This window comes from Cryobacterium sp. AP27, from assembly GCF_056680495.1.
Window position 1 is genome coordinate 908,155 of the sequence record NZ_CM155285.1, and the last position, 19,662, is coordinate 927,816.

Annotated in this window: 19 protein-coding genes; 16 read left to right on the forward strand and 3 right to left on the reverse strand. The window is 67.1% G+C overall.

Going from position 1 to position 19,662, the window contains the following annotated elements; genetic code table 11:
• Positions 1–245 precede the first annotated feature (245 nt).
• Entirely contained in the window at positions 246–1,277 is a 1,032-nt protein-coding gene (locus tag AC1MB9_RS04200) for a methylenetetrahydrofolate reductase (protein WP_479963791.1), read from the forward strand.
• Positions 1,274–3,607, forward strand: a complete 2,334-nt coding sequence (gene metE / locus AC1MB9_RS04205) for a 5-methyltetrahydropteroyltriglutamate--homocysteine S-methyltransferase (protein ID WP_479963792.1) — start codon at positions 1,274–1,276, stop codon at positions 3,605–3,607. Before AC1MB9_RS04200 ends, metE begins: the two co-directional genes overlap by 4 nt.
• 72 nt (positions 3,608–3,679) lie before the next feature.
• On the opposite strand, the gene lexA is transcribed toward metE, so the two are convergent.
• Positions 3,680–4,414 (reverse strand): transcriptional repressor LexA, encoded by a 735-nt coding sequence (gene lexA, locus AC1MB9_RS04210; protein WP_479963793.1) that lies wholly within the window; start codon positions 4,412–4,414, stop codon positions 3,680–3,682.
• 255 nt (positions 4,415–4,669) lie between these two features.
• On the opposite strand from lexA, the gene AC1MB9_RS04215 reads away from it, so the two are divergent.
• The 8 genes from AC1MB9_RS04215 to AC1MB9_RS04250 all read left to right on the forward strand — a co-directional run bounded on the left by AC1MB9_RS04215 (position 4,670) and on the right by AC1MB9_RS04250 (position 14,699).
• Positions 4,670–5,116, forward strand: a complete 447-nt coding sequence (locus tag AC1MB9_RS04215) for a LysM peptidoglycan-binding domain-containing protein (protein WP_479963794.1) — start codon at positions 4,670–4,672, stop codon at positions 5,114–5,116.
• Positions 5,117–5,188: 72 nt separating this feature from the next.
• Entirely contained in the window at positions 5,189–6,286 is a 1,098-nt protein-coding gene (locus AC1MB9_RS04220; RefSeq protein WP_479963795.1) for a histidinol-phosphate transaminase, read from the forward strand.
• Positions 6,287–6,295: 9 nt separating this feature from the next.
• The gene (gene hisB / locus AC1MB9_RS04225) at positions 6,296–6,919 is read left to right on the forward strand and encodes an imidazoleglycerol-phosphate dehydratase HisB (RefSeq protein WP_479963796.1); all 624 of its coding nucleotides are present in this window, start codon (positions 6,296–6,298) and stop codon (positions 6,917–6,919) included.
• Positions 6,916–7,548, forward strand: coding sequence for an imidazole glycerol phosphate synthase subunit HisH (hisH, locus tag AC1MB9_RS04230; protein ID WP_479963797.1), 633 nt, complete (start codon positions 6,916–6,918; stop codon positions 7,546–7,548). Before hisB ends, hisH begins: the two co-directional genes overlap by 4 nt.
• Positions 7,549–7,615: 67 nt before the next feature.
• Positions 7,616–8,362, forward strand: coding sequence for a bifunctional 1-(5-phosphoribosyl)-5-((5-phosphoribosylamino)methylideneamino)imidazole-4-carboxamide isomerase/phosphoribosylanthranilate isomerase PriA (gene priA, locus AC1MB9_RS04235; RefSeq protein WP_479963798.1), 747 nt, complete (start codon positions 7,616–7,618; stop codon positions 8,360–8,362).
• On the forward strand, positions 8,346–9,158 hold the full coding sequence (locus AC1MB9_RS04240) for an SseB family protein (RefSeq protein WP_479963799.1): 813 nt from the start codon (positions 8,346–8,348) through the stop codon (positions 9,156–9,158). The genes priA and AC1MB9_RS04240 overlap by 17 nt, the downstream gene beginning before the upstream one ends.
• 176 nt (positions 9,159–9,334) lie before the next feature.
• Positions 9,335–13,927: an ATP-dependent helicase gene (locus AC1MB9_RS04245; protein ID WP_479963800.1), complete on the forward strand. Its 4,593-nt coding sequence runs from the start codon at positions 9,335–9,337 to the stop codon at positions 13,925–13,927.
• The gene (locus tag AC1MB9_RS04250) at positions 13,920–14,699 is read left to right on the forward strand and encodes a DNA-formamidopyrimidine glycosylase family protein (RefSeq protein WP_479963801.1); all 780 of its coding nucleotides are present in this window, start codon (positions 13,920–13,922) and stop codon (positions 14,697–14,699) included. Before AC1MB9_RS04245 ends, AC1MB9_RS04250 begins: the two co-directional genes overlap by 8 nt.
• A 60-nt stretch (positions 14,700–14,759) precedes the next feature.
• Here AC1MB9_RS04250 and AC1MB9_RS04255 read toward each other — a convergent pair whose 3' ends face one another.
• Together AC1MB9_RS04255 and AC1MB9_RS04260 are read right to left on the reverse strand one after the other, a co-directional pair.
• Positions 14,760–14,996, reverse strand: coding sequence for a hypothetical protein (locus AC1MB9_RS04255; protein WP_479963802.1), 237 nt, complete (start codon positions 14,994–14,996; stop codon positions 14,760–14,762).
• 3 nt (positions 14,997–14,999) lie between these two features.
• Positions 15,000–15,347 (reverse strand): DUF1844 domain-containing protein, encoded by a 348-nt coding sequence (locus tag AC1MB9_RS04260; protein WP_479963803.1) that lies wholly within the window; start codon positions 15,345–15,347, stop codon positions 15,000–15,002.
• A gap of 274 nt (positions 15,348–15,621) precedes the next feature.
• Between AC1MB9_RS04260 and infC the strand changes: the two genes are divergently transcribed.
• The 6 genes from infC (at position 15,622) to AC1MB9_RS04290 (ending at position 19,603) form a co-directional block, all read left to right on the forward strand.
• Positions 15,622–16,248 carry a translation initiation factor IF-3 gene (gene infC, locus AC1MB9_RS04265; RefSeq protein WP_479964578.1) on the forward strand — a complete coding sequence of 209 codons (627 nt, stop codon included), beginning with the start codon at positions 15,622–15,624 and terminating at the stop codon, positions 16,246–16,248.
• On the forward strand, positions 16,241–16,435 hold the full coding sequence (rpmI, locus tag AC1MB9_RS04270; protein WP_479963804.1) for a 50S ribosomal protein L35: 195 nt from the start codon (positions 16,241–16,243) through the stop codon (positions 16,433–16,435). Before infC ends, rpmI begins: the two co-directional genes overlap by 8 nt.
• Before the next feature lie 37 nt (positions 16,436–16,472).
• Complete coding sequence (rplT, locus tag AC1MB9_RS04275; RefSeq protein ID WP_479963805.1) at positions 16,473–16,862, forward strand: 50S ribosomal protein L20; 390 nt, start codon at positions 16,473–16,475, stop codon at positions 16,860–16,862.
• Between the two features lie 103 nt (positions 16,863–16,965).
• Positions 16,966–17,766 (forward strand): TrmH family RNA methyltransferase, encoded by an 801-nt coding sequence (locus AC1MB9_RS04280; RefSeq protein WP_479963806.1) that lies wholly within the window; start codon positions 16,966–16,968, stop codon positions 17,764–17,766.
• A gap of 124 nt (positions 17,767–17,890) precedes the next feature.
• Positions 17,891–18,679 (forward strand): amino acid ABC transporter ATP-binding protein, encoded by a 789-nt coding sequence (locus tag AC1MB9_RS04285; RefSeq protein WP_479963807.1) that lies wholly within the window; start codon positions 17,891–17,893, stop codon positions 18,677–18,679.
• Positions 18,680–18,733: 54 nt separating this feature from the next.
• Complete coding sequence (locus tag AC1MB9_RS04290) at positions 18,734–19,603, forward strand: glutamate ABC transporter substrate-binding protein (protein WP_479963808.1); 870 nt, start codon at positions 18,734–18,736, stop codon at positions 19,601–19,603.
• Positions 19,604–19,662: the final 59 nt, after the last annotated feature.

Consider the following 19,662-nt stretch of genomic DNA (forward strand, 5'->3'; position numbering starts at 1 on the left):
GGCCGGCGGCTCCTTTTCTGCCGCCCACACGGCAGTGTGAACCCTCGCAAGTCACGCGGCGTCACACTCCGGCGGGCCGCGCGGGAGTGTTGTAGATTTCTACACAATCGTTGCCCGGGGATTTCTGCCCGTGGCATGGAGCGACAGCCGAGCCCGGCACCCGCCCGCGAGTTACTGTCAGCTCCGCTGATGGTCCGCGGCCGCCCGGCCGCACCTTCCACCGCTTCTGCCGAATGAGGATCCCGATGACCGAGACGACGACATCGACACCGCGCGGGGCGCACGTGCCGTTCTCGTTTGAGCTGTATCCGCCGAAAACGGATGCCGCGGCATCCGCCCTGCACTCCACCATCAACCACCTCGCTGCGGCCGGTCCCGAGTTCCTCTCCGTGACGTACGGAGCCAACGGCTCGTCCCGTTCGGCGTCGCTCGACGTGCTCCGCTACATTCTCGAGCACACAACGGTGGACCCGATGGCGCACCTCACCTGTGTGGGGTCGTCCAACGTCGAAGCCAGTGTGCTGATCCGTGAATTCCTCGACGCTGGGGTTCGCAGCTACCTCGCGCTGCGCGGCGACCCGCCGCAGGGCGTCAACGAGGGAGAGCCCTTCCTCGGTGACCTGAACAGTGCCGCCGAGCTCGTACAGCTGATTCACCGGGTGCAGGCCGAACGTGTGCCCTACCGCGAGACGGTCATCCCCGGCCTGCCGGGCGCGCGCGGCGTGAAGACGGAGCGCGACAAGGTGCGCATCGCCGTCGCAGGATTCCCCAACGGGCATCCCCGGTCCCGCGGTACCTCGCAGGACATTGACACGCTGCTGGCCAAGCAGGCCGCAGGCGCCAACCTCGCGATCACCCAACTCTTCTTCCACGCCGACGACTACCTCGTGTACATCGAGCGGGCCCGCCGCGCGGGCGTCGAATTCCCCATCCTGCCGGGAATCATGCCCGTCACGAGCCCGGGCCGGCTGCGGCGTATCCTCGAGCTTTCCGGCGAGCAGCTGCCGTCCGACCTGGCCATCCAACTCGAGGTCGAACCGACCCCGGAAGGCCAGCGGGAGATCGGTATCACGCACGCCACTCAGCTCGCAGGGCAGGTGCTCGACGGCGGCGCCCCCGGCCTCCACCTTTATGCCTTCAACCAGCACGAGACCGTGCTCGAGGTGCTGCGCCGATGCGGCGCCCTCGACACCCATGAACCGCACCCCGCTTCCCCCCGTTCACCTTCGCGCTATCCCGCCTTCTCGGCGGCCTATCCAGTCAGGAAATCAGCATGACAACCACCCCCGAATTCCCGTCCGGAACGATCCTCGGCTACCCGCGGATCGGTCGTCGCCGTGAGCTCAAGAAGGCCGTCGAAGCCTTCTGGCGCGGTGCGATCACCGCCGACGAGCTGGAGAGCACGGCGGGTGCCCTGCGCCAGGGCACCCGCGAACGTCTGGCCGCTCTCGGCCTGGGCCGCACGGACTCCTCGATCCCCGAGTCCTTCTCGTTCTACGACCAGGTGCTGGATGCCGCCGTGACCGTGGGGGCCGTGCCCGCACGCTTCGCGTCGCTCGTGGGCGGGGACGGCCGAATCAACCTCGCCGGCTACTTCACCCTGGCTCGCGGCGAGGGAGACAAGCTGCCCCTGGAGATGACCAAATGGTTTGACTCCAATTACCACTACCTCGTGCCCGAGATCGGGCCGGAAACGGTCTTCTCGCTCGCGAGCGACCGCATTGTGCGCGAATTCGAGGAGGCCCGCGCGGCGGGCTTCACGACCCGGCCCGTCATTGTCGGCCCCCTCACGTTCCTGCTGCTGAGCAAGCCGAGCGACGAAGCACCGGCGGGATTCCAGCCGCTGTCGCGCCTCGATGACCTACTTCCCGTCTATGCCGAACTGCTCGCCCGCCTCGCGGCGGCCGGAGCCGACTGGGTACAGCTGGACGAGCCCGGCCTCGTGAGCGAAAGCATCGACGTGCCCCGAGTGGAGACCCTCGCCGCGCTGGCCGCGACCTACGCGACTCTCGGACAGTTGGACCGTCGTCCCGCCATCTTCGTCGCCGCTCCCTACGGCAGCCTCGACGACGCACTCCCGGTGCTCGCCGACTCCCCGGTGGAAGCCATCGGCCTCGACCTGGTGCGCGGGACCCTTCCGGCACCGACACCGGGACTGGCCACGAAGGCACTCGTGGCCGGTGTCGTCGACGGGCACAACATCTGGCGGGGTGACCTGCAGGATGCTCTGGACCGTGCCGTGGCCCTGCGCACGCTGTCCCCGTCGGTGAGCATCTCGACGTCGACCTCGTTGCTGCACGTGCCGCATGACGTCACGGACGAGTCCTCTCTCGGTGCGGACCTCACCAGCTGGTTGGCCTTCGCCGATCAGAAGGTCGCCCAGGTGGCCGTACTGGCTCGCGGGCTGGCCGAGGGGTCCGCCGCGATCGCTCCGGAGCTGGCCGCGGCCGCCGCCGCACTGGAATCCCGCCAGGCCAGCCCCGGAGTGCGTGACGGCGCGGTGCGCGCGCGCACGGCTACCCTCAGCGCCGCCGACTTCTCCCGTGGCGAGTACGCCGACCGACTCACCGCCCAGGAGAAGGCCCTCGGGCTGCCCCTGCTGCCGACAACCACGATCGGGTCCTTCCCGCAGACCGGCGAGATCCGCCGCGCGCGCGCCCAGCTGCTCAAGGGAACGCTGGCCGAGAGCGAATACCGCGCGCTCATGAAGGCCGAAATCGCCCGGGTCGTGCAACTGCAGGAGGAGATCGGACTCGACGTCCTCGTGCACGGCGAACCCGAGCGCAACGACATGGTGCAGTACTTCGCCGAGAACCTTGACGGTTTCGCCGTCACCGAGAACGGTTGGGTGCAGTCCTATGGGAGCCGCTGCACGCGCCCGTCCATCCTCTGGGGCGACGTGTCCCGGCCCAAGCCGATCACCGTGGACTGGTCCCTGTACACGCAGAGCCTCACGACGAAGCCGGTCAAGGGCATGCTCACCGGCCCGGTGACGATCCTCGCCTGGTCGTTCGTGCGCGACGACCAGCCCCTGGGCGAGACCGCCCGCCAGGTGGCGCTCGCGCTCCGCGATGAGATCGGGGACCTGGAGGCCGCCGGAATCGGTATCGTGCAGGTGGATGAGCCGGCGCTGCGCGAACTCCTGCCGCTCAAGACGGAGCAGCAGCCGGACTACCTCGACTGGTCGGTCGGGTCATTCCGCCTGGCCACGGCCGGTGTCGCGGACGCCACGCAGATCCACACGCACCTCTGCTACTCGGAGTTCGGCGTCGTCATCGACGCGATTGCGAACCTCGACGCCGACGTGACGAGCATCGAGGCGGCGCGGTCCCGGATGGAGGTGGTTCACGACATCAAGGCCGGCGGCTTCGACCACGGCATCGGACCGGGCGTGTGGGACATCCACTCCCCGCGGGTTCCGAGCGTCACCGAACTGACGGAGCTGCTCGAAACGGCGGTCGGATCCATCCCCGTTCGCCAGGTCTGGGTGAACCCCGACTGCGGTCTCAAGACCCGCGGCTACGCCGAAACGGTCGAGTCGCTGAACAATATGCTCGAAGCGACCCGGATCGTGCGCGCGAGAATCGGCGCGGCCGTACCGGCTTAACCCACAACACGGCGTCGCGCCGGGAAGTGCACATACGGTGCACGTCCCGGCGCGGCGCCGTTCTTGTCGTGACTAGACGGAGCGCAGAACGGCGACGACCTTGCCGAGGATTTCGGCGAAGTCGCCCACGATGGGCTCGAAGTTGGAGTTGCGGGGGAGGAGCCAGGTATGGCCGTCCCGCTGCCGGAAGACCTTCACGGTGGCCTCATTGTCGAGCATGGCGGCGACGATCTCGCCGTTCTCGGCCGTCTTCTGCTGCCGGATGACGACCCAGTCCCCGTCGCAGATGGCCGCGTCGATCATCGATTCACCGATGACCTTGAGCATGAACAGCTCGCCCTTGCCTACGAGCTGCCGGGGAAGCGGGAAAATCTCGTCGATCTGCTGCTCGGCCATGATGGGAACGCCGGCGGCGATGCGCCCGACGAGCGGAACCATGGCCGCGTCGCCGATCTGTGCAGGGAGTGCAGCGCTCTCCCGCACGATCGGGTCTTCCGGTGACCGGGGAACCTCGATCAGTACCTCAAGCGCTCGGGGGCGGTTGGGGTCACGGCGCAGGTAGCCGCTCAGCTCCAGCTGGTTGAGCTGATGAGTGACGCTGGAGAGGGATGCCAGGCCCACCGCGTCGCCGATCTCCCGCATGCTCGGCGGATACCCGCGCTGGCTGACCGAGCGCTGGATCACGTCAAGGATGGCGAGCTGGCGTTCACTCAGGCTCTTGCGGCGTCGGGTGCCGCCCTTGTCGCGGGAACCGCTGGTGTCTTTCGTCACGCTTTCGCTCCTCGAGTCGGTCCCGCCGGTGGACATAAGCCCTGCGACGGGAATGTCGGTGGTATCTGGTTGAGTTCGGATTGAACAACTTCCTATCGAAACTTTATCCAGTTTCCGCCGGTAAGACAAACATCTATTCGAGGGTGTCGCGATCACTTTGAGAAAATTGAGAGCGAAAGGGTTGATTGTTCGAATATTCGAAGTTATATTCGGAACATAGTTTCGCATCCGGCTCTCCCGGCCGAGAGTCGGATGCGCAACTCGCCGAATGAGATCACCCGGAGGTTCGACATGAGCACAGTACGCATGAGCACACTCGATATGAGCACAGCAGGCATGAGCACCGTAGACATCAGCTCCGCCGCGCACACGAGCACGGCACCCGATCGTGCGGCCCCGACGGCCACAACGCGATTTCGACTCACCCGGCGGGGACGTCTCGTGCTCACCACCGTCGTGGCCACCCCGGTGGTCATCGCGGCGGTCATGCTGGCCCTCGGCGGCGGAATCGACGCGGCAACCGCGTCCGGTGCCGCGTCCGGCTCCGTTCTGCAGACGGAACTCGTGTCGTTCCGCTACGTCACGGTGGCGCCCGGCCAGACCTTGTGGAACCTCGCCCAGCAGATTGCGCCCACCGCGGACCCGCGAGACGTCATCGTCGACATCGTCGATCTGAACCACCTGCAGGGCAAAATCCTGCAGCCCGGTCAACGTCTGGCCCTGCCCGCCGGGTACTGATCCTTTCCCCTCCCGCAGCGGACGGGCGCCGCCGGTTGGGGCAGAGGGCCCTCGTCGCCGTAGCATTGGCGGGTGACCAGTCTCAATGACCTTCCCCTGCGCGCCGACCTCCGCGGTCAAATCCCCTATGGAGCTCCGCAACTGCATGTTCCGGTAGCCCTCAACGTGAACGAGAACACGCATCCGATACCGGAGCCGGTGGCTCTGGACATCGTGCGGGCCCTGGCGCAGGCGGTTCTCACCGTGAACCGCTACCCCGACCGGGAGTTCACCGAGTTGAGGGAACGACTCGCCGGGTACCTCGGCCACGGACTGACCCCGGAGAATATCTGGGCCGCCAACGGCTCCAATGAGGTGTTGCAGCAGGTGTTGCAGGCCTTCGGCGGTCCCGGCCGGTCCGTGCTCGGCTTCGCCCCCACCTACTCGATGTACTCCATACTCGCCTCGGGCACCGGTACCGAGTGGATCGCGGGCGGGCGCGATGTCGATTTCACCCTGTCGCCGGAGACCGCAGCGGACTGGGTGACGCGCACGAACCCCGACCTCGTCTTTCTGTGTTCCCCCAACAACCCGACCGGCACGACCCTGTCCCTGGACACGATCAGCGCCGTCTATGACGCCAGCCGCGGAATCGTCGTCGTCGACGAGGCGTACGCCGAATTCGAACCCGACGGCACGCCGAGCGCCCTCAGCCTGCTTCCGGGACGCGAACGATTGCTGGTCTCACGCACGATGAGCAAGGCCTTCGCGTTCGCCGGCGCACGGGTGGGGTACCTGGCCGCCGACCCGGCCGTGACCGACGCCCTGCGCCTCGTTCGCTTGCCGTACCACCTGTCGGCCTTCACGCAGGCGGCGGCCAACGCGGCCCTGGCCCACACGGACGACATGCTGGCCATGGTCGACGACATCCGCGGTCAGCGCGACCGACTGGTCGTCGAACTCGCCCGCCTGGGCTACTCCCCGTACGAGAGCGGCAGCAACTTCGTGCTCTTCGGCGGCGTAGCGGATCCCCGCGCCACCTTCGAGGCGCTTCTGGCCGAAGGCATCCTGATCCGCGACGTCGGGATCGCCGGGCACCTGCGCGTGACGGCCGGTACGCGCACCGAGACGACGGCGTTCCTCGAGGCGTTGGAGCGCCTCGGTCGACCGACGTCGGCCGCGGGCGAATAAGCTGGGTTCATGAGCTCACCTTCAACGCCGGTTGCACCGCGCGTCGCCCACCTGCAGCGCGAGACCAGCGAATCGAGCATCGAGCTGTCGATCAACCTGGACGGAACCGGGGTGAGCGACATTCAGACGACCGTGCCGTTTTACAACCACCTGCTCACGGCATTCGCGAAGCACTCCCTCACCGACCTCACCGTACGCGCGCACGGCGATACCGACATCGACGTGCACCACACCGTCGAAGACATCGGGATCGTGCTCGGCCAGGCCATCAAACAGGCACTCGGCGACAAATCCGGTATCTCTCGGTACGGCGACGCCCTGGTTCCCCTCGACGAGGCCCTCGTGCAGGCGGTCGTGGACATCTCCGGTCGGCCGTACCTCGTGCACGGCGGAGAACCAGCCGGATTCGAGTTTCACCTGATCGGCGGGCACTTCACCGGTTCCATGGTGCGGCACGTGTTTGAGGCCATCACCTTCAACGCCGGACTGACCGTGCACGTCACTGTTCTGGGCGGTCGGGATGCGCACCACATTGCGGAGGCGGAATTCAAGGCCTTCGCCCGCGCCTTCCGACTCGCCAAGGCCCTCGACCCGCTCGTGAGCGGCATCCCCTCCACGAAGGGCGCCCTGTGACCTCTGTTGTGGTCTTCGACTACGGAACCGGCAATGTACACTCCGCCGTCAAGGCGCTCGAACTTGCCGGTGCCGACGTCACCCTCACCCACGACCGGAAGGTCGCGCTTGAGGCCGACGGACTCGTGGTCCCCGGCGTCGGTGCGTTCAGCGCGGTCATGGCCGCCCTGACCGCGGTACGCGGCGACGACATCATCGACCGCCGGCTGGCCGGAGGACGCCCCGTGCTCGGAATCTGCGTGGGCATGCAGGTGCTCTTCGAACATGGGGTCGAGCGTGGCGTCGACACCGAGGGCCTCGGCGAATGGCCGGGAACGGTGACGGAGCTTCCCGCGCCGGTGCTGCCGCACATGGGCTGGAACACCGTGACCCCCGACCCCGATTCCCTGTTGTTTCGGGGGATCGAGGAGGAACGGTTCTACTTCGTGCACTCCTACGCCGCCCAGTCGTGGACGCTCGATGTTCAGCCGCCGTTTCCGCAGCCCCGCCTGACCTGGGCCGAGCACGGCGGACCGTTTCTCGCCGCCGTGGAAAACGGGCCGCTCTCGGCCACGCAATTCCACCCGGAGAAATCCGGTGAGGCCGGCATCCGTTTGCTGAAAAACTGGCTGACCAGCCTGCGCCAGTAGCGCATCACCCCCACAGTATTTGTGTTCAAGTCGGCTGCCTCAGCGGCCATGTCAATCGAGGAAACATATGAGTGAGTTCAACACCACCCCGCGTCTCGTTCTGCTCCCGGCCGTCGACGTCGCCGACGGCAAGGCCGTGCGGTTGACGCAGGGCCGCGCCGGCACCGAGACGAACTACGGAACCCCCGACGATGCCGCGGCGGACTGGGTGCGCCAGGGAGCCGAGTGGATCCACCTCGTCGACCTCGACGCGGCCTTCGGCCGCGGAAACAACACGGGCGTCATCAAGAAGGTCATCCGCCAGGTCAAGAACGTGAACATCGAACTGTCCGGCGGAATCCGCGACGACGAGTCGCTCGAGGCGGCGCTCAACACCGGCGTGAAGCGCATCAACCTCGGCACGGCCGCGCTCGAGAACCCCGAGTGGGCGGCGAGCGTCATCGCCCAGTACGGCGAGGCCGTTGCCGTGGGCCTCGACGTGCGCGGAACCACCCTGGCCGCTCGCGGCTGGACCAAGGACGGCGGCGACCTGTGGCAGGTGCTGGAGCGGCTCGAGACGGCCGGATGCGCCCGCTACGTGGTGACCGACGTCACCAAGGACGGCACCCTGCAGGGACCCAACATCGACCTGCTCCGTCAGATCCTGGACAAGACCCGCAAGCCCGTCATCGCCTCCGGTGGTGTCTCGAGCCTCGACGACCTGATCGCCCTGCGGGAACTCGTGCCCCTCGGCCTGGAGGGAGCCATCGTCGGCAAGGCGCTGTACGCGGGAGCCTTCACCCTCGCCGAGGCGCTGGATGTCTCGGGCTCGTAACCTCGGATCCACGGGCCTGCCATCCGGCCCGGGCGACGCCGGCAACACGGCCGATTCCGCCGGTCAGCCCTGGGCCGGACGGGACTTCGAGCCGAACGAGAGCGCGGACGACGACGGGCTCGCCCCGACGCCTCTCCTGGAGGCGCTGCGTCGATTCCACGCCCGGGAAGCGGGCGAGGAGGGCGTCATCGACGCGGTCCGCGCCTCACGGCTGCTGATTCCCCTGGTCACCGCGCTCGGTGAGTCCGGCACCAACGACCACGGTGTGACGATCGACAAGACCCAGGAACTGTCGATCATCACCGTCGCCGGTCCGGACGGACGAAATGTGCTGCCGGCGTTCAGCTCCGCGGCGGCCATGGCGCTCTGGAACCCGGACGCCCGGCCCGTTCCGGCCGACGCGGTTCGGGTGGCCCTCGCCGCGGCACAGGAGAACACCGACCTCGTCGTACTCGACCCGATGTCCCCGACGGAATTCGTGATTCGCCGCCCCGCCCTGTGGTCGATAGCGCAAGCACTGCCGTGGACGCCGAGCTACGCGAGCGCACCGGTACGAGCCGCGTTCGACGCCACGGTCAGCACCGAACTCTCCGTTCTCGGCGTGGACCTCGTCGACGGGGACCCGCACGGCCGGTTGAGCGGGCCCGAACTCATCGTGCGGCTCGAACTCGTCGTCGGTCTCACCCGGGCGGAGCTCGACGCGACCCTCGGACGCCTCGCCACCCGTTGGGCCGCGAGCGACGTGATCGCCACCCAGGTCGATTCCCTCACGGTGCAGCTCGTCGCCTCCGCGTAGCCCCGCGTCACCGGCCTCGGCGCCGGCGCATCCGTGCCGCGTATGGTGCCTACTTCAGGAGATCCGGGACCGCACCCACCGGCATCCGCGTCCTGGCAGGGGCCCGGATGCCCGCACCGGCGGATCTCCTGAAGTAGCGACGAGCGGATGTCGGTGCGGCGCGCGACAATAGGACCATGACGGTGCTCGATCGCTTTTCGCCCGCGACCCGCGCGTGGTTCGACCAGGCATTCGAGGCGCCCACCGCAGCGCAACTCGGCGCCTGGCAGGCCATCTCCGCGGGCTCCCATGCGCTCGTCGTCGCGCCGACCGGCTCGGGTAAGACACTGGCCGCGTTTCTCTGGGCCATCGACCGGCTCGCCGCCACACCCTCTTCGCTCTCCGCGGCGGAGCCCGCCTCCACGCGGGTGCTCTATATCTCGCCGCTCAAGGCGCTCGGTGTCGACGTGGAGCGCAACCTGCGTGCGCCCCTCGTCGGCATCACCCGGGCGGCCGAACGCCTGGGCCTGCCCGTCCCGCAGGTGACCGTCGGGGTGCGGTCGGGAGACACTCCCGCCGCCGAACGCCGACACCTCGTCAAAACACCGCCCGACATCCTGATCACCACACCGGAGTCGCTCTTCCTGCTGCTCACGAGCGCGGCACGCGAGTCCCTGCGCGGGGTGCACACCGTCATCATCGACGAGGTGCACGCCGTCGCGGCCAGCAAACGCGGCGCGCACCTCGCCGTATCCCTCGAACGCCTCGACGCCCTGCTGGCCACACCGGTCCAGCGCATCGGCCTCTCCGCCACCGTGCGGCCGCACAGCGAGGTGGCCCGGTTCCTCGGCGGAAGCGCCCCGGTACACATCGTCGCCCCGGCCTCGCCGAAACGGTTCGACCTGCGCGTTGTCGTGCCCGTCGACGACATGAGCCAGCTGGGGCCGGTGGCGCCGCGCGAAGGATCCACCGCGGCGTCGTCGGCCCAGACCGGGTCAATCTGGCCGCACGTCGAGGAAGCCATCGTCGACGAGGTGCTCGCGCACTCCTCGTCGATCGTGTTCGCGAACTCCCGCCGGCTCACCGAACGCCTCACCGCCCGGTTCAACGAGATCTACACCGAACGGCTCGCGGCCCGCGACGACGGCGAGGGAGCGGATGCACCGCTCGGCACCCCGGCATCCGCCCCACGCGAGCGCCCACCCGCAGAACTGCTCGGAGCCAGCGGACAGACCGCAGGCGCCGAGGCGGTGCTCGCCCGCGCCCACCACGGCTCGGTCAGCAAGGAACAGCGAGCCGTCATCGAGGACGACCTGAAATCCGGACGGCTGCGGTGCGTCGTCGCCACCTCCACCCTCGAACTCGGCATCGACATGGGCGCGGTCGACCTCGTGGTGCAGGTGGAGTCGCCGCCGTCGGTCGCCAGCGCCCTCCAGCGAGTGGGTCGGGCCGGCCACCAGGTGGGCGAGATCTCCCGCGGGGTGATCTATCCCAAGCACCGCGCCGACCTCATCCACGCCGCCGTCACCGCAGAGCAGATGCTCAGTGGCCGGATCGAAGCCCTGCGCGTTCCCACCAACCCGCTGGACATCCTCGCCCAGCAGACCGTCGCCGCCGTCGCCCTCGACGAGATCGACGTGGAGGAATGGTTCGACACCGTCCGCCGCAGCGCACCCTTCGCGAGCCTGCCCCGCTCCCTCTATGAGGCCACCCTCGACCTGCTCGCCGGTCGCTACCCGTCCGACCAGTTTGCCGAACTACGCCCGCGCATCATCTGGGACCGGGTGGCCGGCACCCTCACCGGCCGGCCCGGCGCGCAACGGCTCGCCGTGACCAGCGGCGGCACCATCCCCGACCGCGGACTCTTCGGCGTCTTCATGGTCGGCGGCGACGAGGTGGGCGGCAAACGCGTCGGCGAACTCGACGAAGAAATGGTCTACGAATCCCGGGTGGGCGACGTCTTCGCCCTCGGCACCACGAGCTGGCGCATCCAGGACATCACCCACGACCGCGTCCTCGTGCTCCCGGCGTTCGGGGAACCGGGCCGGCTGCCGTTCTGGAAGGGGGACGGGCAGGGCCGGCCCGCCGAACTCGGCGAGGCGATCGGCGTGTTCGTGCGTGAGGTGTCCGCGCTGCCCGCACGCGAGGCCCGCGCACGCTGCGCCGCCGCGGGCCTCGGCGAGCGAGCGATCACCAACCTGCTCGCCTTCCTGAACGAGCAACGCTCCGCCACCCGTCACCTGCCGACAGACCGGACCCTCGTCGTCGAACGGTTCACCGACGAGCTGGGGGACTGGCGTGTCATCCTGCATTCCCCGTACGGCATGCAGGTACATGCGCCCTGGGCCCTCGCCGTGGGCGCTCGGGTGCGGGAGCTGTTCGGCCTCGATGGCAACTGCGTCGCGAGCGATGACGGCATCGTGGTGCGCATCCCCGACACGGGAGCCGAGCCGCCCGGGGCCGAACTGTTCGTCTTCGAACCCGATGACCTGCAGCAGATCGTCACCGAGCAGGTGGGCGGGTCCGCCCTCTTCGCGGCACGCTTTCGAGAATGCGCCGCACGCGCGCTGCTCCTGCCGCGCTCCAATCCCGGCGCGCGTTCCCCGCTCTGGCAACAACGCCAGAAGGCCGCGCAACTACTCGATGTGGCCCGGGAATACCCGACGTTCCCGATCATCCTCGAGACCGTGCGTGAATGCCTGCAAGACGTCTACGACCTGCCGGCGCTGGCCCGGCTGGCCACCCAAATCGAATCCCGCTCCATTCGGCTGATGGAGGTGCACACGGATGCCGCGAGCCCGTTCGCGAGCACCCTCCTGTTCGGCTACGTGGCAGCGTTCATGTACGAGGGCGATACTCCTCTCGCCGAACGTCGCGCGACGGCCCTGTCCATCGACTCGAGCCTGCTCGCGGAACTGCTCGGCCGGGTCGAGCTGCGCGAACTCCTCGACCCCGCGGTGATCGAGGCGACAGACCGAGAACTGCAGCGCCTGGCGCCCGACCGGAAGGTGAAGGGTATTGAGGGCATCTTCGACCTCCTACGGGGGCTCGGCCCCCTCACCCGGGACGAGTTCGGTCCCCGAATGTCGGCGGGCGACGAGGCCGAGCGGGCCGCACACCTGGGGGCACTCGTCGACGCCAAACGGATCGTCTACACCAGCTTCGCCGGCCGCGACTGGTGGGCGGTGACTGAAGACGCCAGCCGGCTGCGGGACGCCCTCGGAGTCCCGCTCCCGCTGGGCATTCCACGGGTCTTCAGCGAGGCCGTCGCCGACCCCCTCGGCGACCTGGTGAGCCGCTACGCTCGCACGCACGGCCCGTTCACGACGGAGGCGGCCGCGGATCGTTTCGGACTCGGCACCGCGGTCATGCAGCAGGTGCTGCGTCGGCTCGCCGACTCCCGCCGCGTTGTGGAGGGCGAGTTCCGGCCCAACGGCACCGGCAGCGAGTGGTGTGACGCCGAGGTGCTCCGCCGGCTGCGTCGGCGCTCGCTCGCGGCGCTGCGGCACGAAGTCGAACCCGTCGATCAGGTGACGATGGCGCGGTTCCTGCCGGAATGGCAGCACGTCGGCGGGCGCCTGCGCGGCGTGGACGGCGTCGCCGCGGTCATCGAACAGCTCGAGGGCGCCCGCATCCCCGCCTCCGCCTGGGAATCACTCATCCTGCCAGCGCGAATAACCGGGTACCTGCCCGGCATGCTCGACGAACTGACCAACGCGGGGGAGGTGATCTGGGCCGGAGCCGGATCCCTCGCCGGGAACGACGGCTGGATCAGCCTGCACCTGGCCGAGACGGCGCCCCTGACCCTGCCACCCGCGCCGGGCCGGGATCTGACCGTGCTGCAGCACGACGTCCTGGCCACCCTCGGCGGCGGAGGCGGGTACTTCTTCCGGCAGCTGTCCGATGCCGTGGGCAACACAGTAGATGCCGACCTGGTCGATGCCCTCTGGGATTTCGTCTGGGCGGGACTGATCACCAACGACACATTCGCTCCCATGCGGGCCCGCCTGAACGGCGGACGACCGTCCCACAAACCGAGCCGCTCGGCCCCGCGCGCCCGCATGCACCGCGGCCGGTCGGTGCCGCGCTCGGCGCTTCCGACACGAAGCGGCCCGCCTACGGTGTCGGGGCGGTGGTCGCTCCTGCCGCTCGCCGACTCCGTCGCGACGCGGCGCGCCCACGCCCTCGGCGAGACCCTGCTGGAACGGTACGGCGTGGTCACCCGCGGTGCGGTTCAGGCCGAGGGCGTGGTCGGCGGTTTCGCCCTCGTCTACCGCACGCTCAGCGGATTCGAGGAGACAGGACGCTGTCGCCGCGGATACTTCGTCGACGGCCTCGGCGCCGCCCAATTCGCGGGCGGGGGAACCATCGACCGACTGCGGTCCTTCGCCGCCGCGGCCGACGGCGCCGCACCCAGGCACCCGGTCGCCCTCACGCTCGCCGCCACCGATCCGGCCAATCCCTACGGCGCCGTATTGCCCTGGCCGCCGCTCGCGGAGGGCACCGGCCACCGACCCGGACGCAAGTCCGGTGCCGTTGTGGTGCTCGTGGACGGCATTCTCGTGCTGTACATCGAACGGGGTGGCAAGACCGTTTTGGCATATTCGTCGGAGGACGCACCGCTCGCCGCCGCCGCGGCGAGTCTGGCCGCCGTGGTGAAAGCCGGACGAATCGACAGGGTCGCCGTGGAGACCGTCAACGGAGCCTTCGTGATCGGCACGACCGTCGGTGAGCAGCTGCAGGCGGCCGGTTTCACTCTCACCCCCAAAGGGCTGAGGCTCAGTGCCTGAGGGTGACACCGTCTTCCGGGAGGCGCGCTCGCTCGGCGACGCGTTGCGGGGGAGCGAGCTCACCCGCAGCGACATTCGGGTTCCGGAATGGGCCACCGTCAACCTGTCCGGGCAGACCGTGCGCGACGTCGCCAGTCGCGGCAAACACATCCTGATCCGCACCGACAGCGTGAGCGTGCACTCCCACCTGAAAATGGAAGGGTCCTGGCACCTTTACCGGCACGGAACGACGTGGCAGCGGCCGGCGTTCCAGGCCAGGATCGTGCTCGAAACGCTCGACTGGGCGGCCGTCGGCTTCGACCTCGGCGTGCTCGAGCTGATGCCGCGCGCGGAGGAGAACAACCGCCTGGGCCATCTGGGACCGGACCTGCTCGGCGCCGACTGGGACGCCGACGAAGCGGTACGCCGGCTGGCCTCCCGGCCGAGCGTGCCGGCGGCCGTGGCGCTGGCCGACCAGCGCAACCTCGCGGGCCTCGGCAACGTGTACGTGAACGAACTGTGTTTCCTGCGTGGGCTGCTTCCAACCAGGATGATCGGCGACGTGGCGGACCTTCCCGCGCTTGTCTACTTGGCTCATCGTCTGATCCAGGCCAACCGGCACCGAGCCGAACGCACGACGACGGGCAACACCCGAAGGGGCGGCCGGCTGTGGGTGTATTCCCGGGATCGGCAGCCGTGTCGCCGCTGCGGGACACGGATCATCCGGGCGCAGATCGGACGCAGCGAACTCGAGCTGCGCGACACGTACTGGTGCCCCCGCTGTCAGACCTGACGGGCCCCGGCATCGGCGGCGCCCACCACCTGTGCGGCGGTGGGCGCCGCGCCCGGGAGGCTACGGCCGGGAGCCGTCCTGCGCATCCGCCCGCGCCCAGTAATTGCCGAGAACCGTGAGGGCGACGACGCCGATCAGCACGAACCACAGCCACGGGCCGGGCAGAATCGTGAACGAGACCACGAGAGCCACGAAGTACCCGATGAAGAGGATGTAGAAGATCCGTCGTCTCTCGGGTGTGGCCATCTGGGCGCGCTTCGCGTCGCGACGGAACGGAATCAGAAGGCGAAAATCCACGGGCTAGTTGACCGGGCCGGTGAACTTCTCGCCCGGGCCCTCACCGATCGGGTCGGGAATGGCGGATGCCTCGCGGAACGCGAGCTGCACGGACCGCAGGCCGTCGCGCAGGCTGCGCGCATGCATGTCGGAGATTTCGGGCGCGGCTGCCGTCACGAGACCGGCGAGGGCGGTGATGAGTTTACGGGCCTCATCGAGGTCGGTCTGGGTGCCCGGATCATCGGCCAGCCCGCATTTCACGGCCGCCGCGCTCAGCAAATGTACGGCCGCGGTGGTGATGATCTCCACCGCTCCGACATCCGCGATGTCCCGTGTGGCCTGGGCGGTCTCTTCGTCGTAATTGGTGCTCACTGCTATCCTCTGCTAGAGTTATGTCGGTTCCGAGACATTAGTCTCGGTACGAAAGTGGAGAATCTCCCACCCGCGCTTGACCGCTTCATAAAGGTTACCGGGTAGTTCGCACTCCGTCGTCGTCCGCTGGTTTCCAGAGGGCGAAGGCAGCCAGGGTGCCGTGTGGTTGGACGAGCATCGCGCTCGAACAAATGCTCGTGATTTTCCTCTCTTCGTCCCCGGCCGACATCCGTTGGCCGGTTGTAACCACGAAGTTAACCAAGAGGAGAGACGCATCAGCGATCCCCGTACAAATGACCGTATTCGCGTCCCCGAAGTTCGTCTCGTTGGTCCCAACGGCGAGCAGGTCGGGGTCGTGGCCATTGATGTTGCCCTGCGACTGGCGCAGGACGCCGACCTCGACCTTGTCGAAGTTGCCCCTGAAGCTAAGCCTCCCGTGGCGAAGATCATGGACTACGGCAAGTTCAAGTACGAGGCTGCGCAGAAGGCTAAAGAAGCCAGGCGCAACCAGGCGAACACGATCCTCAAAGAGGTTCGATTCCGCCTCAAGATTGATACCCACGACTACGAGACCAAGCGCAAACGCGCCGAAGGCTTCCTGAAGGCCGGTGACAAGGTCAAGGCCATGATCTTGTTCCGTGGTCGTGAACAGTCCCGTCCCGACCAGGGTGTGCGACTGCTCAGAAAATTTGCCGAGGATGTATCCGAGTTCGGTTCCGTGGAATCGACTCCGACCATTGACGGACGAAACATGGTCATGGTCATCGGACCTCTGAAGAACAAGTCAGAGGCCAAGGCGGAGACTAACGCACATAAGGCTGCTGAAAAGGCAGACAAGGTTGCCGATAAGGCAGACAAGGTTGCCGATAAGGCAGCAAAACTGGAGGAAAAAGATGCCTAAGATGAAGACTCACTCCGGCACGAAGAAGCGGTTCAAGGTCACCGGAAGCGGCAAGATCATGAAGCAGCAGGCTGGTATGCGACACAACCTTGAGGTCAAGAGCACCAAGCGCAAGGCTCGCCTCAACCAGGACCAGGTTCTGGCCAAGTCGGACACCAAGGTCATCAAGAAGCTTCTCGGTCTCTAAACGGCCGACGACCACACACTTTTAAGGAACCGGAAAAATGGCAAGAGTCAAGAGGGCTGTAAACGCCCACAAGAAGCGTCGCGTTATTCTCGAACGCGCCAAGGGCTACCGCGGACAGCGTTCACGCCTGGTCACCAAGGCGAAGGAGCAGCTCACTCACTCCTTCACCTACAGCTACCGTGACCGCCGTGCACGCAAGGGTGACTTCCGTCGCCTGTGGATCCAGCGCATCAACGCCGCATCGCGCGCCAACGGCCTCACCTACAACCGTCTGATCCAGGGCCTCGGCCTTGCAGGCATCGAGGTTGACCGTCGTATGCTCGCCGAACTGGCCGTCAACGAGCCCGCCACCTTCGCGGCCCTCGTCGAGTCCGCCAAGGGTGCCCTTCCCGCCGACACGTCGGCACCGAAGGTTGCAGCAGCGTAGTCAGACCAGCAGCTTCGCTGGAACAGTGAAAAGGGAGTGGCCGCGACAGCGCCCACTCCCTTTTTCTGCATCTGCGCACGTTTTCTGCAAGTAGGCTTGATACATGCTTGATAACCCACGTTCACCGCGCGTTAGAGCCGTCGCGAAACTTGCGAAGCGCGATGCGCGCACCGAGACGGGGCTGTTCCTTCTCGAAGGTCCGCAGGCCGTCTCCGAGGCGCTCACGTTCCGCCCCGAACTCGTCGTGGAGCTGTACGCCACGCCGACAGCCCTCGAACGCTACACCGACCTTGCCGAATCCGCCGTTGCCGCGGGTGTCGAAGTGGAGTTCGTCTCCGAAGAAGTACTTGACGCCATGGCCGACACGGTCACGCCGCAGGGTTTCGTCGCCGTCTGCCACCAGTTCCCCACCTCGGTGCGGAAGATCTTCAACGCCGAACCGAAACTTGTCGTCATCCTCGAAGAGGTGCGCGACCCGGGCAACGCCGGCACGATCATTCGGGCAGCGGATGCCGCCGGTGCCGACGCCGTCATCCTCTGCGGTCGCAGCGTCGACCTGTACAACACCAAGGTGATTCGGTCATCCACCGGCTCGATCTTCCACCTGCCCGTCGCGATCGCCGCGAGCCTCGAGGATGTGCGCGACCGCGTGCGCACTGCCGGGCTTCAGCTGCTCGCCGCCGACATCAAGGGCGAGGACCTGCTCACGGCCCGCACCGAGGGGCTCCTCGCCGCGCCGACGGCGTGGCTCTTCGGCAACGAGGCCCGCGGGCTCACCGATGAAGACCTGGCCAAGGCGGACCGCGTCATCAGCGTTCCGATTTACGGTCACGCCGAGTCGATGAACCTCGCCACTGCGGCATCCGTGTGCCTGTACGAGAGCGCCTTCGCCCAGCGCAGCTAAATCGGCGGGAGAAACCCCCGTTCCGACCCGTTTTATCCCGCCCCCGGCGGTGCCGACTGTTACAACTCGGTTACCGTCGGGGGTTTGGTGCGTCCCCGATCGAATTTTGTTCTAAGTTGGGCTTATGGAGCCTACAAACGCCACGCCGGCCACGTCAAACATCACGGTCCGTCGCGGCGAACCGTTGGTCGTCGTAAAAGACATCAACAAGCACTACGGAGAACTGCACGTTCTCAAGAACATCAACGCCACGGTCAACCGCGGTGAGGTTGTCGTCGTGATCGGGCCGAGCGGTTCGGGCAAGTCGACACTCTGCCGGGCGATCAACCGCCTCGAAACCATTGACGATGGGCTCATCACCATCGACGGGGTCAAGCTCGCCGAGGAAGGCAAAGCCCTCGCCCACCTGCGCGCCGACGTGGGAATGGTCTTCCAGGCCTTCAACCTGTTCGCGCACAAGACCGTGCTCGAGAACGTCACCCTTGGACCGATCAAGGTGCGCGGCATGAAGAAGGCCGACGCCGAGAAGAGGGCCATGGCCCTGCTCGACCGTGTGGGGGTGGCGAACCAGGCCAAGAAGATGCCCGCACAGCTCTCCGGCGGGCAGCAGCAGCGCGTCGCCATCGCGCGGGCCCTCGCCATGGACCCCAAGGTCATTCTGCTCGATGAGCCGACGAGCGCACTCGACCCGGAAATGATCAACGAGGTACTCGAGGTCATGGTCGACCTCGCCAACGACGGCATGACCATGATCGTCGTCACTCACGAGATGGGCTTTGCCCGCAAGGCTGCCGACCGAGTGATCTTTATGGCCGAGGGCGAGATCGTGGAGGAAGCCACTCCCGAGCAGTTCTTCACCAATCCCCAAAGCACGAGAGCGCAAGACTTCCTCTCCAAAATACTTGCCCACTAACAAATCGTGAGCAAGCCCCACACAGCAGCAACACCAGCAATCAGGAGAAAAACCATGAGACTCAAAAAAGGTCTAGTGATTTCGGCCCTTGCCATCAGCGCGCTCGTTCTCAGCGGCTGCAGCGACTCCGGCGCATCGTCGTCTGACGAGCCGCCGGTAGCCGATGCCACAGAGTTTGAAGCCGGCACCACGATGGCGAAACTGGCCGAAGCGGGCAGCATCAACATCGGCACCAAGTTCGACCAGCCGCTGTTCGGCCTGCGTGGACCCGACGGCAAGCCGGTAGGCTTCGACGTGGAGATCGGCAAGATCATCGCGGCCAAGCTCGGCATCCCCGCCAGTGGCATCAACTGGAGCGAGACCGTCTCCGCCAACCGCGAACCGTTCATCGAAAACGGCGAGGTCGACCTCGTCATCGCGACGTACACGATCAACGACACCCGCAAGGAGGTCGTGTCCTTCGCCGGACCGTACTACTCGGCCGGTCAGGACCTGCTCGTGCTCGAGGGCAACCCGGACGGCATCACCGGTCCCGAGGACCTCGCCGGCAAGAAGGTGTGCACCGTGAGCGGTTCCACGTCGGAGAAGAACATCGCCGCGTACACGACGGACATCATCGCCACGGACACGTACTCCAACTGCCTCGGCCCGCTGCGTAGCGGCGAGGTTGCCGCCGTCACCACGGACAACGTGATTCTCGCCGGCCTCGCCGACCAGAACCCGGGCGAGTTCGAGGTCGTCAACAACGCCTTCACCGAGGAGCCCTACGGCATCGGCCTCGCGCACGACGACACCGAGTTCCGCAACTTCATCAACGATGCGCTTGAAGAGTCGTACGACGACGGCAGCTGGGTCAAGGCGTGGGAAGCCACGGCGGGCTCTGTGCTCAAGACTCCGACGCCTCCGGCCGTCGACCGCTACTAGGTCGACCGTCTCGTCGGTAGCCCGCACCAAATCGCAGTAATCCACTGAGCCGCAGTGGC

Bases quoted from the DNA above. Each gene is read 5' to 3' on its own strand.
- AC1MB9_RS04245 (WP_479963800.1), top strand. From the start codon at position 9,335: ATGACGGTGCTCGATCGCTTTTCGCCCGCGACCCGCGCGTGGTTCGAC.
- AC1MB9_RS04280 (WP_479963806.1), top strand. From the start codon at position 16,966: ATGCTTGATAACCCACGTTCACCGCGCGTTAGAGCCGTCGCGAAACTT.
- rplT (WP_479963805.1), top strand. From the start codon at position 16,473: ATGGCAAGAGTCAAGAGGGCTGTAAACGCCCACAAGAAGCGTCGCGTT.
- lexA (WP_479963793.1), bottom strand. From the start codon at position 4,414: ATGTCCACCGGCGGGACCGACTCGAGGAGCGAAAGCGTGACGAAAGAC.
- metE (WP_479963792.1), top strand. From the start codon at position 1,274: ATGACAACCACCCCCGAATTCCCGTCCGGAACGATCCTCGGCTACCCG.
- AC1MB9_RS04215 (WP_479963794.1), top strand. From the start codon at position 4,670: ATGAGCACAGTACGCATGAGCACACTCGATATGAGCACAGCAGGCATG.
- hisB (WP_479963796.1), top strand. From the start codon at position 6,296: ATGAGCTCACCTTCAACGCCGGTTGCACCGCGCGTCGCCCACCTGCAG.
- rpmI (WP_479963804.1), top strand. From the start codon at position 16,241: ATGCCTAAGATGAAGACTCACTCCGGCACGAAGAAGCGGTTCAAGGTC.
- AC1MB9_RS04285 (WP_479963807.1), top strand. From the start codon at position 17,891: ATGGAGCCTACAAACGCCACGCCGGCCACGTCAAACATCACGGTCCGT.
- AC1MB9_RS04290 (WP_479963808.1), top strand. From the start codon at position 18,734: ATGAGACTCAAAAAAGGTCTAGTGATTTCGGCCCTTGCCATCAGCGCG.
- priA (WP_479963798.1), top strand. From the start codon at position 7,616: ATGAGTGAGTTCAACACCACCCCGCGTCTCGTTCTGCTCCCGGCCGTC.
- AC1MB9_RS04240 (WP_479963799.1), top strand. From the start codon at position 8,346: ATGTCTCGGGCTCGTAACCTCGGATCCACGGGCCTGCCATCCGGCCCG.
- AC1MB9_RS04200 (WP_479963791.1), top strand. From the start codon at position 246: ATGACCGAGACGACGACATCGACACCGCGCGGGGCGCACGTGCCGTTC.